A 17,463-nucleotide genomic window follows, 5' to 3' on the forward strand; every position below is an offset into this window, starting at 1 on the left:
CCGCGCCACCGTGCATCGCGCGGCCACGGATCCCCTCCCGGGCCAGTTGCCGCCAGATCTTGCGCACGCCGTAGACGCAGAAGTTAGCCTCGAACACGCGCTGGATCTCGATCATCCACGCGGCGTCGCTGCGAGCACGAACCGTTTGCTTCTCGGGATCGGCACGCCGGGCGGCATGTACGTAGTAGGTCGACGGGGCGTTCGGCAGCACCCTGCAGATCGGCTCGACCCCGTAGACTGCCCGATGATCGTCGATGAAACTGATCATGGCCGCGACCAGCGGTCGAGCTCCGCCATGGCAAAATACGCCGACGCCTTGCGCAGGATCTCGTTGGCCTGGCGCAGTTCGCGAACTTCTCGCTCCAGCGCCTTGATCCGCTCGCGCTCGTCCGTCGTCTGCCCGGGCCACACGCTGTGATCACGCTTGGACTGGCGCATCCAGTTCCTCAGCGTCTCGCCCGAGCAGCCGATCTTGGCCGCACTCGACTGGATCGCCGACCATTGCGAGCCATGCTCGCCTTCATAGTCGCGCACCATCCGCATCGCGCGCTCGCGCACCTCGGGGGAAAACGGCGCTGTTCGCTTCGTCATGGCTCCATCCTCTCAGAAGTTGGAGCCTCCGGGAAACCCGGGGCGGTTCAGTTTGGGGCTACCGCTTCCCTCTATCCTGCGATTCCGCTTGTGCGGAGCCGCTTTCTGCCGATGCCCTTCGGCGTGTTACCCGGCGGTCCCCGTCCCGCATGGCTAGCGGTGGAGGCTCGGGGCTCGTAGGGAGCGTGGCTCTTTCTTTAAGCTGAGAAGAAGCTCAGCGCTACATCGTGCAGTCGGAGGACGGTTTTATTTGGTATGTTCCGTTCGCCACAGACACAACATCAGCGTGTCGTAGCCCATTTCCCACTTGGCCGCACGATGCGGGTTTCCGCCACGCCAGAGACCAGAGTCGGTAGGCAGCCCAGGCCCTGATACCCGCCGTGCAGCGTCCGTTCGGCCGACGGCTGCATGATCCGCAGAGCGCGGCCACCGGTGTGGAACGAGCTACAGGTCGTAGGGTGCGTCTGAGGCGGCATGTTGGCAGAAGTCGCGTGGTCAGACGTGCCAAGTTTCAGGCACTTGGCGGGGCGTGGATGGGCGCGATTTCGTCGATTTGCTCCCCGACCGCCATCCGGCGGTGCTCGCCTTGGCGTCGCTTTCGGACAATGAGGTGGCAGTGATCGCCGCCTACGGCCTAAGCTATTCCTATATTAGGAGGCTTCGATCGCATCCTCCGGCACGCTGCAGCACGATAATGCTCTGGCCCAGTCCGAGCTTGCCTCGTGCCATCACGAAGGCCGTCTAACGGCGTGGCGGCTTTACTTCTCCCAGCCCGCCAGAAAATCGAGGAGCAGTTGATTGACCTCCTCGGGCTGCTCTTCGTGGGGGAGGTGGCCGCAGCGCGCGATCGCCGCGGTGCGCAGGTCGCTCGCCATCTCGGCCCACACGGCCGCCATGTCGAAGGTCTTGCCGACGGCGCCGAAATCGGCGCCCCACAGCGACAGCACCGGGCAGGAGATCTTCACGTCGGCGTCGACGAGATCTTGTGCCGTATCCTCCTGGTTGGCGCGGTAATCCGCCATTGCGCCACGCACAGCCCCGGGCGCCTTGTAGGCGGCGACGTACGCATCGAAGTCAGCGCCTGAGATGGCATGCGGGTTGAAGCACCAGTCCGAGAAGAAGTGGCGTAACCAAATGTCTTCGCGGCCCGCGATCAGCGCCTCTGGCAGGTCGGGCACGAGATGGAACAGGAAGAACCAGTAGGCACGGGCGATCTGGGCGTTCATGCTGCGCGCCACGATCCGGGTCGGCACGTTGTCCATCACGACCAGGCGGTCGAGGCGACCAGGATGGTCCTTGGCGAAGCGCGTGGCAACGCGGGCACCACGGTCATGCCCAACGAGGGCGATTCTATCGATCCCGAGAGCGTCCAGGAGGGCGACGAGGTCCTGCGCCATCGTGCGCTTGTCGTACCCACTCGCCGGCTTGTCGGTCTCGCCGTAGCCCCGGAGATCTGGTGCGATGACGCGGTAGTGTCGGCTGAGCGGCGGGATCTGGTAGCGCCAGGCGTAGCTCGTTTCCGGGAAGCCGTGCAGCAGCACGACGGGCGGGCCCGACCCGGCCTCGAGGTAGTGCTGCCGGATGCCGTTCGCCCGGATGGTGTGATGCGTGATCGACGTCATGCTCCGTCCCTCTTTATATTTCGCAGCGTGCAGCCAGCATGGCAGGGTGCAGGCTGCGGTCTTTCAGAATTGCCCGGTGTTTTAGACGTATCGCCGGCGCTGGATCACGTAGCCTTTGCTGAAGCGGGATCCGTGGCGGCGACGAGGATCAGCGCAGGGGCGAGGGCGAGAGCTGCGAGCCCCACGAGGTAGTAGAGCAGAGCCGCAAGCCCGCAGCCGAGAGCGAAGGCCGCGACGGCGGCGCTCATTCGAGCGATCCGGCTCCTTGCCGCGTGTTCGGTGGGTACGCCCCGCAGGAGGTCCGCGAGATCGATCATGATCTGCGTCGTTGTCCCGGTCATCAGGGTCGAGGGCGGAGCTTCAGGCAGATGCGCCCGGTGCGCAGCGTTCTGGACCGCCATCGCGGCGACCAGCACCATGCCGGTAAGGAGCGCCGCCGGACGATCGGCATCAGCGAAGGGTCCGAGAGCCACAGCGAGGACCGCTCCGAGGAACAGGAAGGTGCATTGGGCGGCGAGCAGCACACGCAGGGCCGGTCGGCCCGTCTCATGCAGGCGGCGGCTCACCAATCGGGTCAGGAGAACTGCAACGCAGAAGACCGGCAGTACCAAGAGCTTTGCCCAGGCACCGGTGGCGCCATGCACCATCGCGGCGCCGAAGGTCACGAAGTTGCCGGTGACGTGGGCGGTGAACAGGCCCTGGAGGGCAAGGAAGCCGAGCGTGTCGACGTAGCCGCCGACGAAGCTCAGGATCTGGGCGAGGGACGGGCGCATGGGTTGGTGATCCGTTCGAGGGGAGGGCGCGTCACCAGGCGTAGCGTAGCTCGACGCCGAGATAGGTGCCGTCCTTTCCTCCGGCCCGGCGGATCGTATCGCCGGCGGCAAAGCGGACCGCCTCGACCGCACCGGTGAGGCCGGGAGCGAAGACGTAATCCGCCCGCAGCTGGCCGTAGGCGCCGCTCCACAGATGCCCGCGCCCGGCCGTGCCCGGCACCGGGTTGCTCGGCTGGACGTAGATCGCGTCGGACGTGGTCTGGCGCCATTGCAGCCCCAAAGCCGCGCTGACCGCGAGGCCGGCGGCCGGGTGCACGGTCAGCGACGGCTTGAGGTGGAGGAGGTTGGCATAACTCGTGTAACCTGCCAGCGTGAAGTAGTACCCGTTCGGAAACAGCGGGTTGAAGGTGCCGAGGACGCCATCGTCGCGGCGGCGGTCGCCCGACGCGGCGTCGCCCTGGAGGCCGAGGCGCGGCAGCCAGGGGAGATCCGCGAGCGTGTAGCCGACGCGGCTGCCGACGGCCCAGGCGGCGATGTCGTCGCGGCCGACGCGGCCGAACTGGCCCATCGCCTCGAGGTCCCAGTCGAACCCGTCGGCGCTGCCCGCATAGCGGATGTCGAGGACGTGGCGCGACTCGTTGCCGGTGGCGTCGAGGAAGCGGGCGCCGTCGCGCTCGTAGAGGCCCCAATAGGCCGAGAGTTCCTGATCGCCGAAGACTTTGCGCTCGACCCGCAGGGTGCTGAAAGCGAAGGCGTTCGTAGAGATGTCGTCGAAGGGTTCATTGAACCGGTACTGCACCGGCTGGCTGACGAAGCCGAGCACCCGCCACGGCCCGGATTCCCAGTCGGCCCAGAGCGCGTCGAAGGACTGGCGCACGTTCGGCCCGTCGCGCGAGGACACGAAGCGCTGCAGGTCGAAGGCGAAGTCCTGCCGGCCGACCCGCGCCTTGAAGGTTCCGGCCTCAGCCGTCCGGCTATAGGACAGGAAGGCGAGGCGCAGGTCGAGGATGTTCTCGTCGACCGAGGTGATGACGCGTTTGCCGGGTGCCCGCACGTCCTCGATCTGCGCGAAGATCTGCCAGTTCTCATCCAAGTGCGCGTCGAGGTGGATCTGCAGGCGCTGGAGCAGGTAGGCATCGCCCCGCGGCCCGCCGATACCAAAGGCGGGCGTGCGGTTGCTCTCGAACCGCTCGCGCAGGGTCAGGCCGAGCGACAGGTAGCTCTTCGGGTCGGCCGCGAAGAGCGGAATGTATTTCAGGTCGTCGAAAGGCTGGATGCGCTTGGCCGGGTCGGCGAGCCCCGACCAGTCCTCGGCCCACCGGTTCGTCTTCGTCGCCGGACGGGTGACCGCGTCGGACGTCGCATCCTCGGCGCGCGCGCCCGCGCCGAGAAGCACGCAGAGCGCGACGACGACGCCCGGCCGTGTGCCGCTCACTGTGCCGCTGCGCCGGATGCGTGGATCTCCGCGACGTAGCCGCCGGGGAAGCGCACCATCGCGGCATTCCGGTTGCCGGCGGAGTAAGGCGCGACCAGCACGCTCGCGCCGGAAGCCTGCGCCTTAGTGAGGGTGTCAGGGAGGTCGGCGACCTCGTAGCCGGTCGTCTCGTGACCGTAGGGGTAGGGCAGGTGGCCGTCGGTCACCAGCACGGTCAGGCGGCCGAACTCCGAGGTCAGGCGCAGGCGCCGGTAGGTGTCGCCCGGCCGGCCGATCTCGACGCCGGGAGCCTTGGGCTCGTCCGAAACAATGCGTCCTTGCGAGAAGCGGCGAAATCCCTCGACGAAAGCCTCGACGCTGTCGGGCGAGACGTAGACGCGGTTCTCCGGCACCGTCGCGAAGGGCGCGTAGTCGGGCTTCGTCGTGTGCCAGTAGAGCTGCATGTTCACGCCGCCCGGCCACTGGATGACGGTGTCGCGGCCGATCGGGTCCGGGAAGGTCTGGACGATCACCGCAGCCCCGGCGGCGCGGGCGGCCGCCACCGCCGCATCCATGTCGGTGACGAGGTAGCCGGTGCGCTCGGCTCCGAAGGGGTAGGGGATCGGCGTCTTGAAGCCGAACAGCGAGACGGTGCCGAAAGGGGTCTGGATCAGCTGCGAGGTGGTGCTCGACGGCGTTGGCGTGACAGTCGCGACGACCTGCTTGGTGCTGCCTCCGCCAAAGGTGGCCGTGAAGCTCGCGACGAAGCGGTCGACGTCCTCGGGGGCGACGTAGACATGGGTGGTGTCGTATTGCGGGGCGACGGCAACCTTGTGCTCGTGCGCGGCGTCCCGGGCCTCTGCCTGTCCGGCGAGGAGAGCGCCCGCCAGGAGGAAGGCGGCGAAGGTACGCGTCATCTGGGGCTCCAAGCGGTTGGCCGTAAAAAGTATTTTCGCGAGTTGTGAGGGGCGTCCTGAACCCTCCCCTCTGGGGGGGAGGATGACGGCGCTGGTCCTCACACCGCCCAGCAGGCGCAGCCCAGCGCGCCCCAGAAGCTCTTCAGGTCCGAGACCGGCGCCTGCGACGACCAAGCGGTGGCGTGGGCGTGGCCGTGCAGCCCGCACGACATCGCGCAGCCGCAGGGCGCGCTCGCTTCCCGTGCTACCACCGCCTCTGCCTGGACCGGGCGCTCGCCCCAGGCGCCATAGCCCTTAAAGGTGCGCACCGGCGACCAGTCCGGCATTGCCGGTGGGGGCGGGGTCTCGTCGAGGGCGGCGAAGAGGCCCGCCGCGTACACCACCTTGCCGCCCACCACCGTCAGGTCGCTCACCGTGTCGGCGATCTCGGCCTCGGCGCAGGCCAGCACGTCTCGGTCCGGCACGATCAGGTCGGCGAGCTGGCCCACTTGGATGTGCCCCTTCCTGCCCTCCTCGTTCGAGAACCAGGTCACCTTCTCGGTCCACATCCGCAACGCCGTCTCGCGGTCGAGGCAGTTGCGGCGGGGCGTGAGCTGCATCCCGCCGACCGTGCGGCCGGTGACGAGCCAGGAGATCGCGACCCAGGGATTGTAGGAGGCGACCCGCGTCGCGTCGGTGCCGGCCGAGACCGGCACGCCCTTCTCCAGCATCCGCGCCACGGGCGGGGTGGCGGCGGCGGCGCCGTGGCCGTAGCGCTCGACGAAGTATTCGCCCTGGTAGGCCATCCGGTGCTGGATCGCGATGCCGCCGCCGAGCGCGGCGATGCGGTCGATCGAGGCCTCCGAGATCGTCTCGGCGTGATCGAAGAACCAGTTCAGGCCCTGGAGCGGGATGTCCTGGTTGACGCGCTCGAACACGTCGAGGGCGCGGGAGATCGTCTCGTCGTAGGTGGCGTGCAGGCGCCAGGGCCAGCGGTTCTCAGCCAGAACCCGCACCACGCCCTCGAGCTCGCCCTCCATCTCGGGCGCCATGTCGGGCCGGGGCTGGCGGAAATCCTCGAAATCGGCCGCCGAGAAGACCAGCATCTCGCCGGCACCGTTATGGCGGAAGTAGTCGTCGCCCTGCTTGTAGCGGGACGATGTCGTCCAGGCGAGGAAGTCCTCCTTCTCGGCCTTCGGCTTCTGGGTGAACAGGTTGTAGGCGAGCCGCACGGTGAGCTGGCCGGCTTCGGCGAGCGTCTGGACGACCCGGTAATCCTCCGGATAGTTCTGGAACCCGCCGCCGGCATCGATCGCGCCGGTCACGCCAAGCCGGTTGAGCTCGCGCATGAAGTGGCGGGTCGAGTTGACCTGGTACTCGAAGGGGAGCTTCGGCCCCTTGGCGAGGGTGGCATAGAGGATCGCGGCGTTGGGCTTGGCGAGCAGGAGCCCGGTCGGGTTGCCGGCGGCGTCGCGCAGGATCGACCCGCCCGGCGGCTCGGGCGTGTCCCGGGTGTAGCCGACGGCCCGCAAAGCCGCGGCGTTGAGGAGCGCCCGGTCGTAGAGGTGGAGCAGGAAGACCGGCGTGTCGGGGGCGACGGCGTTCAGTTCCTCGAGCGTCGGCAGGCGCTTCTCGGCGAACTGGTGCTCGGTGAAGCCGCCGACGACCCGGACCCATTGCGGCGGTGGCGTGACCGCCACCTGGCGCTTGAGCATCGCCATCGCGTCGGCGAGCGAGCGCACGCCGTCCCAGCGCAGCTCCATGTTGAAGTTGAGCCCGCCGCGGATCAGGTGCAGGTGGTTGTCGATGAGGCCGGGCAGCACCCGACGGCCCTTGAGGTCGACCACCCGCGTCTGCGGGCCGGCGAGCGCCATGACCTCGCGGTCGGACCCGACCGCCGTGAAGGCGCCGTCCGTGATCGCGACCGCCGAGGCGGCGGGATTGCTCGGATCGAGCGTGGTGACGAGGCCGCCGCGCAGGATCAGGTCGGGGTGAGCCACAGCGCTCAATCGAAGCTCCTCGGTCGGACGTGAAGGGGAACCGCCGGCCTTTGGTCAGGCCGGCGGGCGTCTCGGAGCCTCCCGCTCGACCGCGAAGCTCTTGCGGTGGAGAAGGCTCGACAGGACGGCCGGGTGGCCGCGCCAGTAGGAGACGGCCATCTCGCCGGCCAGGATGCCGAGAAGGCCGACGAGGGCGATGATCGGCGGCGCGGGCGACTTCACGCCGATCAGCCCGTAGGCGACGCCGACCGCGAGGCCGGCGCCGAGGGAGAGGATGTATGGCAGCATCGCGCGCGCCGGCCGTGCCTCAGTGCCCTTCGGACGCGCCGAACATCGACTTGGCGTAGATGATGCCGAGCCCGTAGGCGCCGCCGTACTTCTTGGCGATGCCGGTGGTCATCTCGTAGGTCTCGGTGCGGGCCCAGTCGCGCTGTAGCTCGAGCATGTATTGCAGCGAGGTCATCGGCTGCACGCCAGCCTGGATCATCCGCTGCATGGCGCGCTCATGCGCCTCGTCCGAGACGTCGCCGCACGCATCCGCGATGACGTAGACCTCGTAACCCTGGTCGAGGGCCGAGAGGGTCGGGCCGACGATGCAGACCGAGGTCCACAGGCCGGCGAAGACCAGGCGGTCCTTGCCGATCTCCGACACCCGGGCCACCACGGCGGCATCCTCCCAGGTGTTCATCGAGGTGCGGTCGAGGAGCTTCTCCGCCGGGAAGGCCGAGGTGATCTCCTCGAACATCGGGCCCGAGAAGCTCTTCTCGGCCACCGTCGTCAGCACCGTCGACACACCGAACCCGGCGGCCGCGCGCGAGACCAGGGCGGCGTTGTTGCGCAGGGTCACGGCGTCGATCGACTTCGTCGCGAAGGACATCTGCGACTGGAAGTCGATCATGATCAGCGTGTGATCGTGCGGCGTGACGAGGCGCTTTCCGGGCGTCGGTGTCGCTTTGATGGCCATGCGTCGGACTCCTTGCGCTCGTCCTGGCGGACGGTGACCGTTGCGCCACTGCTCTCCGGGCGGTGGCGTTGCCTGGTTTCTAGTCCGGCCGGGGACACACGGATTGGAGGCTTTGCGCGCGCCTTGGACGAATGCGCTTTCGTGGCGTCCCGACGGTGCGCTGCGGGGACCCCTCTCGGGATGGGCGCAACGCCGTCGTCGATCGCCGGACGAGGCTTGGGTCGTCCCGTCTCGCCGCGGGTCTGACCGGGAAGCCCGGCCCAGGCACAGTTCCCCGGACCGACAAAACACCGCGAGAATCGACAAGACCCAGGGCCGCCCGCCGCCAGATCCTTTGGCCGCGCCCGCCGCCTCGGCGGGCGGGCCGACCGGGAAGGCCATGATCGAGCATCACGACACGGGCGAGTCACCCGTGCCCAGCCTGCGCGACGCGCTGCTGCGCTGGCTGCTGCACGACGCGGTGGACGAGCGCTTCCTCGACGACGTCTTCGCGGTCTTCTGCGACCGGCTGCGCCGCGACGGCGTGGGGGTGGCGTATGCCACGCTGCACTTGCGCACCAACCATCCGCAATGGCTCGGCATCGAGATCCTGTGGCGGAAGGGCTGCCGCGGGCCGCGCTCGCGCAACCTCGATTACGGGCTGTTCGGGACGGAGGGTTTTCGCGGTAGCCCGGCGGCGCGGATCCTCGCCGGTGCCGAGATGGTGCGACACCGCAAGGGCGAGACGGGTGAGGACGCGCACCCGGAGGTCGCCGGACTGATGACTGTCGAGGGCCTCACCGACCTCGTCGCATGGCCGATGCGCTATACGCTGGGCCGGCGGCACGTGGCCTCCTTCGCGAGCGACCGGCCGGGCGGGTTCACGCAGGCCGAGATCACCCTTCTGACGGAACTCCTTCCAGCGCTGGCCGTCGTCACCGAGGTGCGCCACCGAAACCGCCTGACCCGCCTCCTCCTCGATACCTATGTCGGGCCGCATGCGGGCGAGATGATCCTGAACGGCGCGACGCGGCGGGGCAGCGGCGTCACCGTCGAGGCGGCGATCATGGTGGTCGACCTGCGCGGCTTCACCCGGATCTCCGAGCTGTGGCCGCGCGACGACGTGATCGCGCTCCTCAACGACTATTTCGATGCGGTGTGCTGCCCGGTGGAGCGCAACGGCGGCGAGATTCTGAAGTTCATGGGCGACGGCCTCCTGGCGATCTTCCCCCTCGACCGGCCCGATGCAGGCGTCGCGACCCTGCGCGCCGCGGACGAGGCCCGTCGAGCGATGCGCGACCTCAACGGAGTCCGCGCGGCACAAGGTCTCGACGCTCTCGGCTACGGGATTGGGGTTCATGCCGGCGCGGTGATGTACGGCAATATCGGCTCGCGAACCCGGCTCGACTTCACCGTCATCGGCCCGGCCGTCAACGTCGCCGCCCGGTTGGAGGGGCTGACGAAGGCGCTCGACGCCGACGTGCTGGTCTCGGGCGCCTTCGCGGCGCTCCTCGACGCGCCGACGGCGCTGGCGTGCCTCGGAAGCTTCCCGCTGCGCGGCGTCGGCGAGCCGCTGGAGGTCTACCGGCTCGCCGAATAAGAGATCCCGGCGCGTGACAAGCCGCGCCGGCGCCGTCAACCCTTGATGAAGGCCAGGAGGTCGGCGTTGAGGCGGTCGGCGTGGGTCGTCGCGGTGGCGTGGGGCGCGCCCGGATAGACCTTGAGCGCCGCGCCGCGGATCATTTCGGCGGCGAGCTTGCCCGTCGACTCGAACGGCACGACCTGATCGGCGTCGCCGTGGACCACCAGGGTCGGCACGTCGATCGTCTGCATGTCGGGCCGGAAGTCGGTTTCGGCGAAGGCCGTGGCGCAGTCGACCGTGGCCTTGATCGAGGCCATCAGGGCGATCTGCAGCGTCTGCTTGAAGATGCCTTGCGAGACGCTCATGCCCTTGTTGGTGCCGTAGAAGATCGGGTTGAAGTCGTCGAGGAACTGCGCCCGATCCTTGACGATGCCGGCCTTCAGCGCATCGAAGAAGGATTTGTCCGGCCCGTCATGGTCGGCGGTCTTGCCGAAGATCGGCGTGACGGCACTGACGAGCGCGAGCTTGGCGACCCGTCCCGAGCCATGCCGGGCGATATAGCGGGTCACGTCGCCGCCGCCCATCGAGAAGCCGACCAGCACGACGTCCCGCAGATCCAAAGCCGTGATCAGCGCCCCGATATCGTCCGCCATCGTGTCGTAGTCGTAGCCGCCCCAGGGCTGGCCCGACCGGCCGAAGCCGCGCCGGTCGAACGCCACCGTGCGGTAGCCGCGTTCGGCGAAGAACAGCATCTGGGCGTCCCACATGTCGGCCGAGAGCGGCCAGCCGTGGCTGAACAGGATCGGCTGACCGGTGCCCCAATCCTTGTAGTAGATCTCGGTCCCGTCCGTGGTCTTGATCGTCGGCATGCCCTGCTTCCCCTTGTCCTGCTTCACCATGGGTGGCGGCGCACAGGATAGGCTTCGGGGCGAGCGGACTGATTGGACGATCGCCACGCGGCTTGTGCGGATTCCCGCTGCCGTTGCGACTGCCTCGCCCGGGAGCGGGGGCAGCATGGCCTCGATCTCGCGCCGCCGCTCCTTGGGGTCGGACGAGACCGCGAATACGTGGGAGGTCTCCGCCGGGTAGCCGGGCGGACAGGTGGCCTGCCCCGCAAGGTGGCGGCATCCGCAAGCTTCCTGGCCATCCACCTTTTGCCGGGCGTGATGAAACCGGGGAGACGGTGCCGCCGTGTCGAGCGGTGCGACCGCCCGGATCATGCTCGACCGGCCTGCCCCGGGTTCCGCCGGCTCCGCTACGACCTGCCCCGATCGCCGGAGAGCCCATCCTCGTCGTGCGGCTGCACTGATGGGAGCGCAAGCGAATGCGGCGCGTGAAGGCGCCGCCATTGTCCGGGGCTGGTCCCGACCGCGCGGGAGAAGACCCGGGTGAAGTAGCTCTGGTCGTGAAAGCCGCAGATCAGGGCGATGTCGGCAAGCGGCAGTCCCGTCGTCGTCATCAGCGTGCGCGCCTCATTGATCCGTAAGGCCGACAGGTACTGATGCGGCGAGCGCCCGGTGCTGCGCCGGAAGGCCGCGGCGAAGTAGCTCGGGGAGAGCCCGCAACTGCGGCTGACCTCGGTGATCGTCAGCGGGCTCGCGAGCCGGGCCCGCATCAGCTCCTTGGCGCGGCGCTCCTGCCAGGGCGCGAGGCCGCTGCGCCGAGCGCTCGCCCGCGGGGGTATCTGCCCGTAGAGGTGGGCCGCATGGCTCAGGAAGGCCAGCACGAGGTGGTCGACGAAGGCGGCGCGCGCAGGGTCCGGCCGCTCGATCGCCGGGAGGAGCAACTGCGCCAGCCCGAGGGCGACGGGGTCGACCCGGTCGCGGGGCCAGGACAGGCCGGCGGGCCGAGCGAAGCCCTCCTCGGTGGCGAGGTCGTGCAGGACTGCCTCCGGCAGGTAGAGCTGCATCGCGTCGAAGGTGCCGCGCATGGCGGAGCGCGGCGTGTCGCCGAGGCTCAGCGCGCTGACCGCTCCAGCCGGGACCATTCCCGCGTGCCGGACGCGGCCGGTGAGCCGCAGGTCGTGGTGCTGCAGCGGCTGGAGCTGGATTACGATGCTGAAGGCGGCTTCCGGCTTCAGCGGCGCCGTGACCGCGTCGGGCGTCACCTGTCCCTGGAGCCGCGTCAGGACGAGCGGCGCGAGGCGGCCGCGCCCGACCGGGAGGGAGGAGGTCGCCCGGATCCCGAAATGCCGGGCGAGGCGCTCGCCGTGCAGGCCCTGCCGCGGGCCGACCTGATGCGAGAGTGACGCCGGGCGCCGTGTCTCGGTTTCTGCTGCCATAGGCCGTCGTCGGGAACTCTAGCAAGATCTGGAAACAAATCTCTCCCAAGTCAGGGCGGGGTTGAAGTTATCCATGCGTATCGGGTCGCGGGATCGTCGGCCGCAGCCCCTGGGCGGTCCGCGCACCGAATCGCGTCATCGTGTGCGGCTCGCCAGTCCGGCGGCGAGCGTCGGATAGTCGGTGTAGCCGGCTTCGTCGCCGCCATAGACGCCGATCGAATGCGGGGCATTGTAGGGACCACCAGTTCGGATGCGGGCGGGCAGGTCGGGATTGGCAAGGAACGGGCGCCCGAACGCAACGGCCTCGGCCTCGCCCTCCGCCACGATCGCAGCGGCGCGCTCCGGGCTGAGGCCGCCATTGACGATCAGCGGGCCCGGGTAGAGCGGGCGAAACAGCGCCAGCAGCCGGTCGTAGTCGGGGGCTCCGGTCCAGGCGTTGGTGTCCGCGAGGTGCAGGTAGGCAAGGCCGGCCCCGGCGAGCCAGGACGCCAGCGGGCCATAGGTCTCGGCGGGATCCGGATCGCGGACGTCGTTGTAGGTGGCGAAGGGCGAGAGCCGGAGGCCGACACGATCCGGCGGCACCGCGTCCGTCACCGCCGCCACCACCTCCCGCAGGAAGCGAGCGCGCCCTTGCGCATCGCCGCCATATGCGTCGGTCCGCCGGTTGGTGGTGGGCGAGAGGAATTGCGGGATCAGGTAGCCGTTGGCGCCGTGGATCTCCACGCCGTCGAAACCGGCCTCGCGGGCATGGACGGCTGCGACGCGGTAGGCCTCGACCGTCGCGGCGATCTCAGACGCCGTCATAGCACGGGAATGCGTTGCCGCGATCCGCACATAGGCGCCGTTGGCCAGAAGCCCCCAGACCTGCAGCGCGCCGAGGTCGTCGTTCACGCCCGACGGAGACAGAGGCTCGCGGCCGCCGAGCAGGCCTCGCGCGCTCGCCCGGCCGCCGTGCCAGAGCTGCGCCACGATGAGGCCGCCCTCCGCGTGCACCGCCTCGACGACCGGCCGCCAGCCGTCGACCTGGGCGCGCGTCCACAGGCCCGGCGCGCGGTCGAAGGCGTTCGACATCGGATCGACGTTCACGCCCTCGGAGACGATCAATCCGGCACCGGCCCGCGCCGCGTAGTACCGTGCGGCCGAGGCGTTGATGACGCCCTGCGCGTCGGCGCGCGAGCGCGTCATCGGGGCCATGACGATGCGGTTCGCGAGCGTGAAGCCGCCGAGGCGGACGGGGTCGAACAAGTCTGCCATCGCATCTTTCCTTCCGTCGTCAGGCGCCGAGTGCGGCCTTGATCCGGCCCGCCGTGAGCGGCAGGTCGCACAGGCGGTGGCCGGTCGCGTCCCGGATCGCGTTGGCGAGCGCGGCGCCGGCCGGCCCCTGGGCCGCCTCGGCAACGCCGAGGAACGGCTGGTCCGGTTGCGCCACGATGTGGACCTCGACGCTGCGCGGCACCGCGCTGAAGCGCAGGATCGGGTAGGCGGACCAGTCGACCGAGGTCACGCGGGTGCGGTCGAAGGCGACGCGCTCGAACAGCGTCCAGCTCGCCGCCTGGAGGATGCCGCCCTCGATCTGGTTGGCGACTCCGTCGGGATTGACGACCTCACCGGTATCGACCGCGGCGACGACCCGCTCGATGGCCACCCGCCCGGTCTCCCGGTCGAGGGTGATCTCGACCACGACGGCGCAATAAGCCTCAAGGTTTTTGTAGCGGGCGAAGGCGAAGCCGAATCCGCCGCCGGCGCGCGCGGATCGCCCGTCCCAGCCGAAACGCCGCGCCGCCGCCTCGACGACGGCGCCCGCCCGCGCGTCCGTCAGGTGCCGGAGCCGGAAGGTGACCGGGTCCAGGCCGGCGGCGCGGGCGAGATCGTCCATCGTGCTCTCGATCGCCATCACGTTGAGGTAGCCGCCGAGCGAGCGCATCGACGAGCCGCGCAAAGGCATCTCGGGCAGGAAGTGGTGCACCACCCTCGCGTTCGGGAAGGCGTAGAGCGGGATCGCGTTGCGGTCGCCGCCGCCCTCCGGCTGGGCGAGCGCCACCGGCGGGGCCGGCGGGAACGGCTCGGCGATCTCCCGGGCTGCGAGCAGCGCGCCGGGCGGTCCTGGCCGCATCATGTGCGACGGGCTCCAGACCTCGTGCGTCCAGTCGGCGACGCGCCCGTCCGGCGTGACGGCGGCGCGCACGCTCGCCACCATCCCGGGCCCGAACGGCTCCCAGGCATGCTCCTGCTCGCGCATCCACTGCACCCGGACCGGGCGGCCCGGCACCGCGCGCGCCAGGAGCGCGGCATCGGCCGCCGCGTCGTCGGCGCCGTTCTGGCCGTAGCAGCCCGCCCCCTCGGCGTGGATGCACCGAACCTTGTCGTCGGGCAGGCGCAGGAGACCGGCGAGCGCCCGGCGCAGCGGGAAGACGCCCTGGCTGTGGCTCCAGACCGTCACGCCGCCGTCCTGCCACTCCGCGATGGCGCACGAGGGGCCGATCGAACCGTGGGCGAGGTAGGGGCGAGTGAAGGTCCCCTCGATGACCGTACCGGCTCCGCCGGCCGCGCCCCGCTCCAGGATGGTCGAATCCCGGCTCGGCAGGGCGCGCAGGGCGTCCGGCAGGGCTGCGGCATCCGGCAGGGACGCCGTCTCGCGCCAGCGGGCGGAGGTGGCGAGCCGGCGCATCGCCTGGATCGCGGTCCACTCGCCCTCGGCGACGACGCCGAGGAAGGTCCCGTCGCGGACGACCTTCACCACGCCCGGGAGCCGCTCGACCGCCGCCGCATCGACCTCGATCAGGATGGCGCCATAGCTCGGAGGCCGCACGACGCGGGCATGCAGCAGGCCGGGCGGGCGCAGGTCCTGGATGTACGCCGCGCCGCCCGTCACCTTGGCGGGGATGTCGATGCGGGGCACCGGCCGCCCGAGCACCGCGTACTCGGCCGCGGGCGTGAGGGACGAGGCAGGTTGCGCCTCGGCGGTGAGAAGCGCGTCGGTCACGAGGTCGCCGTAGCCGATCCGGGCGCCGCCGGGCCCGAGGACCGCCCCGTCCTCGGCCCGCAGCTGCTCCGCCGGGACGCCGAGCCTGCGGGCCGCCTCGCCGATCAGGAGGGTCCGGACCTGGGCAGCGGCGTGGCGGATCGCGGTGCCGGAATCCTGCACCGAATGGCTCGCCGCCGTGTAGCCCTCGTCGGCGGTGCGGCCGGTATCGGCGGTCACCAGTGACAGGCGGGCGAGGGGAGCTTTCAGCTCCTCGGCGGCGATCTGGAGCAGCGCCGTCTTCAATCCCTGGCCGAGTTCGGCCTTGCCGGTCAGCACCGTGACCGCGCCGTCGGGCCCGACGCGGATCCAGGCATCGAGGCGCGGGGTGTCGTCGAGGCTGCCGGGCAGGCCGCGCTTCCTCGGCCCCTCGCCCTTGCCGGTCTCGGTCTGGGCGCGGGCCGACCCGAGGGAGAAAGCCAGTATCAGGGCGCCGGTGCCGGCGAGCACCGCGCGTCGCGACAGGGTCATCGTCCGGCCTCCGCGGTCGAGCGCGGCCGCATCGCGTCCGCCGCCCGGCGGATGGCGCGCAGGATGCGCATCTGGGTGCCGCACCGGCACAGATGCGGCTCAAGCTCGGCCCGGATCGCGGCGTCGGACGCGTCCGGGGCGCGCGTCAGGAGGGCGTGGGCGCGCATCATCATGCCGGGGATGCAGTAGCCGCACTGGGCCGCCTGCGCGTCGATGAAGGCGCGCTGCAACGGGCCCGGCGCCTCCGCCGTGCCGAGCCCTTCGAGGGTCGTGACCTGACGGTTCTCGGCCAGCATGACGGGCGTGACGCAGGAGAAGACCGCCGCGCCGTCGATCACCACCGTGCAGGCGCCGCACTGGCCGAGCCCACAGCCGAACTTGGCGGCGTTGAGCCCGAACTCCTCGCGCAGCACGTAGAGGAGGGGCGTGTCGGGCGCCGCGCGCACCGCGCGCCGCTCGCCGTTGAGGATCATGCTCGTCATGGTCGGCCTCATCGCGTCATTGCCGGCGTCATTGCCGGCGTTATGGCCGCCGCCGGGCGCGCCGCGAGGTGGCGGGCGGCCCGGGCCTCGCGGATCGCGGGTTCGAGATCGGGCCAGGGGGCGCCGCCGCCGAAGCGCCGGCGCAAGCCGGCCGCGAGGCTCGCCACCTGAGCGTCGGTCAGCACCGCGCCGAAGCCCGGCATGATCGGCTGGCCGGTCCCGCCCCGCGCCGGCAGGCCCTCCAGGATCACGTTGACCAGGTTGCGCGGGCTCTCGCCGGAGATCGCGGTCGAGAGCGCCAGCGAGACCCCGCCGAAGGGCGGCGGCCGCTCGCCCTCATGGCAGGCCGCGCAGGTGGCCGCGTAGAGGTCGGTGCCGGCCCCTTCGATCGCGGCCTGCATTCCGGCCGACTGCGGCGCCTGGCCCGGACCGGAGGAGGGGTCGAGAGGTGGCGTGGCCGTGCCCGAGCCGGCGCCCAGGGAGGCGAGATAGCGCGCCATCGCCACGACCTCTTCTCGCGGCACAGCGGCCAGGTTCTCGACCACCGGCGCCATCGGTCCGCGGGCGACGCCGTGCAGCGGGTGGAAGCCCTCACGCAGGTACTGGGTCAGCGCCGCCTCGTCCCACGGCACCGGCGCGCGGGAGGCGGCGCCGAGCGCGTAAGCCCGCCAGCCCTCGGCCTCGCCGCCTTCGTAGGCGCGCGACACGACCTCGGCCCCCAGGAGGTTGCGCGGCGAGTGGCAGGCCCCGCAATGGCCGAGACCTTCGACCAGGTAGCGGCCGCGATGCCAGACCGCGTCCTTCGTCGGATCGGGCGCGAGATCCCGGGGATGCAGGAACAGCAGCTTCCAGCCCGCGAGCGTCAGGCGGATGTTGAGCGGGAAGGGGAGTTCGTTCGGCGGCGGCGTCGCGGCGACTGCCGGGCGGGTCATGAAGAACGCATAGAGGGCCCGCACGTCGTCGTCGGACGTCGCGCTGTAATGGTCGTAGGGGAAGGCCGGGTAGAGGTGGCGGCCCTCGCGGTCGACCCCCTCGCGCAGGGCGCGGGCGAAGGCGGCCTCGGACCAGCGCCCGATCCCGGTTTCCGGATCCGGGGTGATGTTGGTCGAGTACAGCGTCCCGAACGGCGTCGGCAGGGGCAGGCCGCCGGCGAAGGCGGCCCCGCCCGAAGTCGTATGGCAGGTGCGGCAATCGCCGATCAGGGCGAGGTCGGCCCCGCGGCGCACCAGCGCCGGGTCGAAGGAGGCGGGCGCCGGCGGCGGGACCGGCGCGATCGCGGGCCGCCAGGCGAGCGCGAGCGCCGCCCCGGCCGCGGCGAGGCCGAAAATCCCGATTCCGGCAATCACGCGTCTCGTGCGCATGGCGTCACCTCCTGGCGGGGGATCG

General features: G+C 70.4%; 14 protein-coding genes, 1 pseudogene and 1 other annotated feature. Of the genes and pseudogenes, 1 reads left to right on the forward strand and 14 read right to left on the reverse strand.

Annotated features, from left to right (window positions below; genetic code table 11):
- The 8 genes and pseudogenes from VP06_RS35265 to VP06_RS25130 all read right to left on the reverse strand — a co-directional run.
- A pseudogene (locus VP06_RS35265) lies at window positions 1–591 on the reverse strand (IS3 family transposase); the annotation flags it as partial.
- Window positions 194–310: a sequence feature (AL1L pseudoknot), on the reverse strand. It overlaps the preceding pseudogene by 117 nt.
- Before the next feature lie 758 nt (window positions 592–1,349).
- Window positions 1,350–2,213 carry an alpha/beta fold hydrolase gene (locus tag VP06_RS25100; protein WP_048466537.1) on the reverse strand — a complete coding sequence of 288 codons (864 nt, stop codon included), beginning with the start codon at window positions 2,211–2,213 and terminating at the stop codon, window positions 1,350–1,352.
- 104 nt (window positions 2,214–2,317) lie between these two features.
- Complete coding sequence (locus VP06_RS25105; protein WP_048466538.1) at window positions 2,318–2,986, reverse strand: YoaK family protein; 669 nt, start codon at window positions 2,984–2,986, stop codon at window positions 2,318–2,320.
- Between the two features lie 31 nt (window positions 2,987–3,017).
- Window positions 3,018–4,421: an alginate export family protein gene (locus VP06_RS25110; protein ID WP_048466539.1), complete on the reverse strand. Its 1,404-nt coding sequence runs from the start codon at window positions 4,419–4,421 to the stop codon at window positions 3,018–3,020.
- Window positions 4,418–5,317, reverse strand: a complete 900-nt coding sequence (locus tag VP06_RS25115; RefSeq protein ID WP_048466540.1) for a hypothetical protein — start codon at window positions 5,315–5,317, stop codon at window positions 4,418–4,420. Before VP06_RS25115 ends, VP06_RS25110 begins: the two co-directional genes overlap by 4 nt.
- A gap of 98 nt (window positions 5,318–5,415) precedes the next feature.
- Complete coding sequence (locus tag VP06_RS25120; RefSeq protein WP_048466541.1) at window positions 5,416–7,305, reverse strand: amidohydrolase; 1,890 nt, start codon at window positions 7,303–7,305, stop codon at window positions 5,416–5,418.
- Window positions 7,306–7,350: 45 nt separating this feature from the next.
- The gene (locus tag VP06_RS25125; protein WP_048466542.1) at window positions 7,351–7,584 is read right to left on the reverse strand and encodes a DUF1427 family protein; all 234 of its coding nucleotides are present in this window, start codon (window positions 7,582–7,584) and stop codon (window positions 7,351–7,353) included.
- A gap of 19 nt (window positions 7,585–7,603) precedes the next feature.
- Window positions 7,604–8,254 carry a hydrolase gene (locus VP06_RS25130; RefSeq protein ID WP_197093283.1) on the reverse strand — a complete coding sequence of 217 codons (651 nt, stop codon included), beginning with the start codon at window positions 8,252–8,254 and terminating at the stop codon, window positions 7,604–7,606.
- 385 nt (window positions 8,255–8,639) lie between these two features.
- Between VP06_RS25130 and VP06_RS25135 the strand changes: the two genes are divergently transcribed.
- Complete coding sequence (locus VP06_RS25135; RefSeq protein ID WP_048466557.1) at window positions 8,640–9,839, forward strand: adenylate/guanylate cyclase domain-containing protein; 1,200 nt, start codon at window positions 8,640–8,642, stop codon at window positions 9,837–9,839.
- 35 nt (window positions 9,840–9,874) lie between these two features.
- Here VP06_RS25135 and VP06_RS25140 read toward each other — a convergent pair whose 3' ends face one another.
- The 6 genes from VP06_RS25140 to VP06_RS25170 all read right to left on the reverse strand — a co-directional run bounded on the left by VP06_RS25140 (window position 9,875) and on the right by VP06_RS25170 (window position 17,438).
- A complete protein-coding gene (locus tag VP06_RS25140) occupies window positions 9,875–10,690 on the reverse strand; it encodes an alpha/beta fold hydrolase (RefSeq protein WP_048466544.1) in 816 nt (271 codons plus the stop codon).
- A 386-nt stretch (window positions 10,691–11,076) separates the two neighbouring features.
- On the reverse strand, window positions 11,077–12,102 hold the full coding sequence (locus VP06_RS25150) for a helix-turn-helix transcriptional regulator (RefSeq protein ID WP_063928438.1): 1,026 nt from the start codon (window positions 12,100–12,102) through the stop codon (window positions 11,077–11,079).
- Between the two features lie 135 nt (window positions 12,103–12,237).
- Window positions 12,238–13,356, reverse strand: coding sequence for an alkene reductase (locus VP06_RS25155; protein ID WP_048466546.1), 1,119 nt, complete (start codon window positions 13,354–13,356; stop codon window positions 12,238–12,240).
- Between the two features lie 19 nt (window positions 13,357–13,375).
- Complete coding sequence (locus VP06_RS25160; RefSeq protein ID WP_048466547.1) at window positions 13,376–15,595, reverse strand: xanthine dehydrogenase family protein molybdopterin-binding subunit; 2,220 nt, start codon at window positions 15,593–15,595, stop codon at window positions 13,376–13,378.
- On the reverse strand, window positions 15,592–16,077 hold the full coding sequence (locus VP06_RS25165) for a (2Fe-2S)-binding protein (protein ID WP_048466548.1): 486 nt from the start codon (window positions 16,075–16,077) through the stop codon (window positions 15,592–15,594). Before VP06_RS25165 ends, VP06_RS25160 begins: the two co-directional genes overlap by 4 nt.
- Before the next feature lie 8 nt (window positions 16,078–16,085).
- Entirely contained in the window at window positions 16,086–17,438 is a 1,353-nt protein-coding gene (locus VP06_RS25170; RefSeq protein ID WP_048466549.1) for a c-type cytochrome, read from the reverse strand.
- Window positions 17,439–17,463: the final 25 nt, after the last annotated feature.

Origin of the sequence: Methylobacterium aquaticum (assembly GCF_001043915.1) — a bacterium.
Lineage (GTDB): Bacteria > Pseudomonadota > Alphaproteobacteria > Rhizobiales > Beijerinckiaceae > Methylobacterium > Methylobacterium aquaticum.